The 6,000-nt window shown below is 65.4% G+C and carries 6 protein-coding genes; 3 read left to right on the top strand and 3 right to left on the bottom strand.

All coding sequences use genetic code 11. The annotated features are described in order from the left end of the window. The first annotated feature begins 288 nt into the window (after nt 1-288). From dapD to dapE, 3 genes are all read left to right on the top strand, one after another. Nucleotides 289-1,134, top strand: a complete 846-nt coding sequence (gene dapD, locus IF803_RS29485) for a 2,3,4,5-tetrahydropyridine-2,6-dicarboxylate N-succinyltransferase (protein WP_461194503.1) — start codon at nt 289-291, stop codon at nt 1,132-1,134. Nucleotides 1,135-1,376: 242 nt separating this feature from the next. Next, complete coding sequence (locus IF803_RS29480; RefSeq protein ID WP_461194502.1) at nt 1,377-1,988, top strand: DUF805 domain-containing protein; 612 nt, start codon at nt 1,377-1,379, stop codon at nt 1,986-1,988. Between the two features lie 17 nt (nt 1,989-2,005). Then, nucleotides 2,006-3,172 (top strand): succinyl-diaminopimelate desuccinylase, encoded by a 1,167-nt coding sequence (dapE, locus tag IF803_RS29475; RefSeq protein ID WP_461194501.1) that lies wholly within the window; start codon nt 2,006-2,008, stop codon nt 3,170-3,172. A gap of 250 nt (nt 3,173-3,422) precedes the next feature. Here dapE and truA read toward each other — a convergent pair whose 3' ends face one another. The 3 genes from truA to def form a co-directional block, all read right to left on the bottom strand. Continuing rightward, entirely contained in the window at nt 3,423-4,160 is a 738-nt protein-coding gene (gene truA / locus IF803_RS29470) for a tRNA pseudouridine(38-40) synthase TruA (protein WP_461194499.1), read from the bottom strand. Beyond that, nucleotides 4,160-5,095: a methionyl-tRNA formyltransferase gene (gene fmt, locus IF803_RS29465; protein WP_461194497.1), complete on the bottom strand. Its 936-nt coding sequence runs from the start codon at nt 5,093-5,095 to the stop codon at nt 4,160-4,162. Before fmt ends, truA begins: the two co-directional genes overlap by 1 nt. Nucleotides 5,096-5,319: 224 nt before the next feature. Next, entirely contained in the window at nt 5,320-5,847 is a 528-nt protein-coding gene (gene def / locus IF803_RS29460) for a peptide deformylase (RefSeq protein ID WP_461194496.1), read from the bottom strand. Nucleotides 5,848-6,000: the final 153 nt, after the last annotated feature.

Raw genomic sequence — 6,000 nt, 5'->3', positions numbered from 1 at the left:
TCAAGCGCCAAGGACCCAACGGCTTCCCGCCCACCCTCATCCTGACAGACTTCCAAGACACAGGGACCCATAACCACCAATCTGCGCTTGGCTACTCGCTGTGGCCCCAGCGTGCCGCAACGCTGGCATTCGTGGTTATGGGCCCCGCTCGCGCTGCGCTTGGCCGGGACGACGGGAGGAGAGAGTCGGCTTGGCAGGAAGGAGTTTGCCTTGACTCGGCGGCCCCAAATTCCGAAAAAGCCCTGCAAAATTCCCGCCATATCCCCGATACGCCCAAGGATTGTCCTGATGTCGCTGTCCGCCCTCGAAACCACCGTCAACACCGCGTTCGACGCCCGCGAAGGCATTTCGACCTCGACCAAGGGTGAGGTCCGCGAGGCGGTCGACCACGCGCTGGAGCTGCTCGACAAGGGCGAGGCCCGCGTCGCCGAGCGCGAGACGAGCGGCAAGTGGAAGGTCAATCAGTGGCTGAAGAAGGCCGTGCTGCTGTCGTTCCGCCTCAACGACATGGGCCAGATCGCGGGCGGCCCGGGCACGGCATCGTGGTGGGACAAGGTGCCGTCGAAGTTCGAGGGCTGGGGCGAGAACCGTTTCCGCGACGCCGGCTTCCGCGCCGTGCCGGGCGCGATCGTGCGCCGCTCGGCCTTCATCGCCCGCAACGTCGTGCTGATGCCCTCCTTCGTCAATCTCGGCGCCTATGTCGATGAAGCCACCATGATCGACACCTGGTCGACGGTCGGCTCCTGCGCCCAGATCGGCAAGCGCGTGCACATCTCCGGCGGCGTCGGCATCGGCGGCGTGCTCGAGCCGCTGCAGGCCGAGCCCGTGATCGTCGAGGACGACTGCTTCATCGGCGCGCGCTCGGAGGTCGCCGAGGGCGTGATCGTGCGCAAGGGCGCGGTGCTGTCGATGGGCGTGTTCCTCGGCGCCTCGACCAAGATCGTCGACCGTGAGACCGGTGAAATCTTCGTCGGCGAGGTCCCGGAATATGCCGTCGTGGTGCCCGGCACCCTGCCGGCCAAGCCGCTGAAGAACGGCCAGCCGGGACCTGCCACCGCCTGCGCCGTGATCGTCAAGCGCGTCGACGAGCGCACCCGTGCCAAGACCAGCATCAACGAGCTGCTGCGGGACTGATCGCTCTTTCGCCGCGAGATCAGTCCATCACCGTCACCCTGAGGAGCCTGCGAAGCAGGCGTCTCGAAAGGGTCGACGGCCACCAGCGGGGCCGTGCATCCTTCGAGGCTCGCCCAGCGGCGCAATTGCGCCGCAAGGCTCGCACCTCAGGATGACGGGTCTGGACTGATCGAACCAATTTCCGTCTGACGCCGACATATCTCCGGGCCGCGAAGAATTGCCGCAGCCCGGAGTTTATTTTCATGGACTGGGCCAACTACCTGTTCGGCTTCAAGGGCCGCGTCAACCGGGCCAAATTCTGGCTCGCAGGGCTGATCATCGTCTGCTGGATGATGTTCCTGGCTTTGCTGGTGGTCTCGGCCGGCCTCGGCGGCAAGAACGGGTTCAGCTTCAATGTCGACGACATCTTCCGGGCCTTCGACCCCGACAGCTACAAATCGCTGAGCTGGGCCGGATTACCGGCATTGCTGGTCAAGGCCTGCGGAACGTTCTTGTTCGTTTGGGTCTATGTCGCTGTCTCGATCAAGCGCCTGCACGACCGCGACAAGAGCGGGTGGTGGATGGTGCCGTTCTTCGCGATCCCGGGTCTCATGAGCCAGTTCTCGGACCGGCTCCCCGATGAATCCTATTGGGTGGTGGCCGCGGGAACGATCGTCTTCGTGCTCTATGTCTGGGGCTTCATCGAGCTCGCCTTTCTGCCCGGCACGCGCTACCCCAATCGCTACGGCCCCAATCCGCTTGGAAAAACCCATGTGCGGCGAGGCAGCGACAGCGGGTCGCGCTCCGCGCACGGCTGGGATCAGCAGAGCGAGCTCGATACCGTGCCGCACAAAGCTGGTCCACCCGCCGTGTGACGTGTTAAGCGAGGCGCATGAGTGATGCCGTCTCGATTACCCGCGATCTCGTTCGCTGCCCCTCCGTCACCCCGGCCGACGCCGGCGCGCTTGGCGTTCTCGAAAACCTGCTGAAGACCGCAGGCTTCGAGGTCCACCGCGTGACCTTCTCCGAGCCCGGCACCGCCGATATCGACAACCTCTATGCGCGCATCGGTAGTTCAGCGCCGCATATCACCTTCGCCGGCCACACCGACGTGGTGCCGCCCGGCGATGAAGCCGCGTGGACACTCGGCGCGTTCTCCGGCGAGGTGAAGGACGGCTATCTCTACGGCCGCGGCGCCGTCGACATGAAGGGCGGCATCGCCTGCAGCGTCGCCGCTGTGCTGCAATATCTGCGGGACCATGGCGGCAAGCCACAAGAGAATGGCAACGGCTCGATCTCCTTTCTGATCACCGGCGATGAGGAAGACGTCTCGATCAACGGCACCGTCAAGCTGTTGAAATGGTGCGCCGAGCGTGGCGAGAAATTCGATCATTGCGTGCTCGGCGAGCCCTCGAATGTCGAAGTGCTGGGCGACATGATCAAGATCGGCCGGCGCGGCTCGCAATCCGGCACGCTGGTCGTCGACGGCGTGCAGGGCCATGTCGCCTATCCGCACCGCGCCTCCAATCCGGTGCCCGATATCTCGCGGCTGATCGTGGCGCTGAGCGACGAGCCGCTCGATCTCGGCAGCGCGCAGTTCCAGGCGAGCAACCTCGAATTCACCACGGTCGATGTCGGCAACACCGCAAGCAACGTGATCCCCGGCCAGGCGCGGGCAAAATTCAACATCCGCTACAACGACAACCACACCCAGGAGAGCCTGCGGCAGCTGGTCGACGAACGGCTGGTGAAAGCCTGCGGCAACCGCATCCGCGCCCACATCGATTGGCAACCGTCGAACTCGAACGTGTTCGTCACCCAGCCCGGCCCGTTCACCGACCTCGCGGTCGCCGCGATCGAGGAGGTCACCGGCCGCAGGCCGGAGCTCTCCACCTCCGGCGGCACCTCGGACGCGCGCTTCATCTCGAGCTATTGCCCGGTGATCGAATTCGGCCTGGTCGGCCAGACCATGCACCAGGTCGATGAGCGCACGCCGGTGGCCGATCTGGAGAAGCTGACGCGGATCTATCGGGGCGTGCTGGACAGGTATTTCGGGTAGGCCAGCCGCCCGGCTGGACAAAAACAGCGAAAACAACCCCATGCACAGTGGGGATTGGGGCTACGAGCCATCCACCCGCACCAGATACAGCGTGGTATTTCGGGTAGGCATCCGTAGGATGGGTAGAGCGCAGCGAAACCCATCATGGGCGCCGCGGATTCGAAGTGATGGGTTTCGCGGAGTTTATCATCGGGCCGCGCGTTGCGCGGACCCGTTGGCTCTACCCATCCTACGAGAACATTCACACCGCCTAGTAATCCACCCGCATCAGGTAGAGCCCGTCCGGCGGCGCCACGGGGCCGCAGGCGGCGCGGTTGCGGGCGGCGAGCGCACCCGCGAGATCGTCGGCGCTCCAGCGGCCCTCGCCGACCCAGACCAGCGAGCCCACCATCGAGCGCACCTGGCTGTGCAGGAACGAGCGCGCCGACGTCACGATGTTGACGGCATCGCCCTCGCGCGTGACGTCGAGCTGATCGAGCGTCTTCTCCGGCGACTTGGCCTGGCACTCGGTGTCGCGGAAGGTGGTGAAATCGTGCTTGCCGAGCAGGCGCTGCGCGGCCTCGTGCATCGCGTCAGCATCGAGCGCGCGCGGCACGCGCCAGACCCGGCCGATGTCGAGCGCGAGGTTCGCGCGCGTGTTGGTGATGCGATAGAGATAGTGCCGCTTGGTCGCGGAGAACCGCGCCTCGAAATCGTCGGGCACGATGTCAGCCGCGAGCACGCCGATCGGATTGGGCCGCAGATGCGCGTTCAGCCCGTCGCGGAAGCGACCGCGTGGGAAGTGCTTGGCGATGTCGCAATGCGCGACCTGGCCGCGCGCGTGCACGCCGGCGTCGGTACGGCCGGCGCCATGGACGCGCACGTCCTCGCCGCAGATCGCCTTGACCGCCGCCTCCAGCGCGCCCTGCACGGTCGGCGCAGTGTCCTGGATCTGCCAGCCGGAGAACGGCGTGCCGTCATATTCGATGGTGAGCTTGTAGCGGGGCATCAGCTAAGCCGCGCAGGCGGCTTCAACGGCGTGCCGCGCAAGAAGTCCGCCGCCTTCATCGGCGCCTTGCCGGCGCGCTGCAGTTCGAGGATCCGGATCGCGCCGTCGCCGCAGGCGATCGCGAAATTGTCGTCGAGCACATCGCCAGGTGCGCCCGAACCCTTGGCCAGTTCGCAGCGCAGGATTTTCAGCCGCACCGGCTCGCTTTCGCCCGCAAGCTCGCACCAGGCGCCGGGGAACGGCGAGAGCCCGTGAATGTGCCGCAACACTGCATGCGCCGGCTGCTTCCAGTCGATCCGCGCCTCGGCCTTCTCGATCTTGGCGGCGTAGGTGACGCCGTCCGCGCTCTGCTTCGTCAGCTGCAATCCGCCGCGCTGCAGGCCGCCCATCGCGCGCACCATCAGATCGGCGCCGAGCGGCGCCAGCGCGTCGTGCAGGTCGGACGCCGTCATGCTGTCCGTGATCGGCAGCCGCTCGGCCATCGCGACGTCGCCGGTGTCGAGGCCGACATCCATCTTCATCACCATCACGCCGCTCTCGGCATCGCCCGCCATGATGGCGCGGTTGATCGGCGCGGCTCCGCGCCAGCGCGGCAATAGCGAAGCATGCAGGTTGAAGCAGCCGAGCCTGGGCGCGTCGAGAATCGCCTGGGGCAGGATCATGCCATAGGCGACGACCACCGCGGCATCCGCGTCATGCGCGCGAAACTCCTCGAGCGCTTCCGGCGTTTTGAGGGTCTTCGGCGTCAGCACGGGAATGCCGAGGCGGCGCGCCTCCTGCTCGACCGGCGTCGGCTGCAGCTGCAGGCCGCGTCGCCCGCCCGGCTTCGGCGCGCGGGTGTAGACCGCCACGACCTCATGGCCGTGGGCCACCAGCTCCAGCAGCGTCGGCACCGCGAAATCGGGCGTACCCATGAAGATCAGGCGGAGAGGCATGACGAGAACTCGGTCTGTTCCTTCCCTTGCGGGGAGAGGAATCGCATATGAAGCGCGCGGGTCTTTCCGCGAATTCGGTTGGCCTCTCCCGCTTGCGGGGGAGGCCGGATCGCATCGAAGATGCGATCCGGGTGGGGGCTATCTCAGCGATACGACTCGTGGCAAGACCACCACCCCAACTCTCCCCCGCAAGCGGGAGAGGGAGTCGAGTGCCGATGGCGATCCTACTCCGCCGCGCGCTTGGCGGCCTTCTCGAATTTCTTGAAGACGCGGTCGCGCTTCAGTTTCGACAGATAATCCACGAACAGCACGCCGTTGAGATGATCGATTTCGTGCTGGATGCAGGTGGCGTAGAGCCCCTCCGCATCCTCCTCATGCAGCTTGCCGTCGAGATCGGTGAATCGCACGCGCACCCGCGCCGGGCGCTCGACCTCCTCGTAATATTCGGGGATCGACAAGCAGCCCTCTTCGTACACCGACAGCTCTTCCGAGCGCGCAATGATCTCCGGATTGATGAAGACGCGCGGCTTCGCCGTGGTCTCGCCGTTCTCGTCGCGCTTGGCGAGGTCCATGGTGATCAGCCGCAGCGGCTGCGCGACCTGGATCGCCGCCAGCCCGATGCCGGGCGCGTCATACATGGTCTCGAGCATGTCGTCGGCCAGCTTGCGGATCTCCGGCGTCACCTTCTCGATCGGTTTCGACACCAGCCGCAACTGCTTGTCCGGCAGGATGATAATTTCTCTTAATGCCATGGCGGCGATTTAAGCTGCTGACTTCATGGGGTCAATGCGCTCAGGAACCCGTTAGGACAACCTTAACCACGTTTCTTCACTCCGCATTAACCCGGAAAATCAGGAATGCATTTGCCATAAGCGTTCCCTCTTCGTTCGCGCCCGACCGCGAAT

The sequence above is a fragment of the Bradyrhizobium sp. UFLA06-06 genome, assembly GCF_054820065.1.
This window is presented reverse-complemented; position numbering and strand designations above follow the sequence as displayed.

Excerpts from the sequence above, each read along its gene's own strand:
- dapD (WP_461194503.1), top strand. The coding sequence starts at position 289 with ATGTCGCTGTCCGCCCTCGAAACCACCGTCAACACCGCGTTCGACGCC.
- IF803_RS29480 (WP_461194502.1), top strand. The coding sequence starts at position 1,377 with ATGGACTGGGCCAACTACCTGTTCGGCTTCAAGGGCCGCGTCAACCGG.
- dapE (WP_461194501.1), top strand. The coding sequence starts at position 2,006 with ATGAGTGATGCCGTCTCGATTACCCGCGATCTCGTTCGCTGCCCCTCC.
- truA (WP_461194499.1), bottom strand. The coding sequence starts at position 4,160 with ATGCCCCGCTACAAGCTCACCATCGAATATGACGGCACGCCGTTCTCC.
- fmt (WP_461194497.1), bottom strand. The coding sequence starts at position 5,095 with ATGCCTCTCCGCCTGATCTTCATGGGTACGCCCGATTTCGCGGTGCCG.
- def (WP_461194496.1), bottom strand. The coding sequence starts at position 5,847 with ATGGCATTAAGAGAAATTATCATCCTGCCGGACAAGCAGTTGCGGCTG.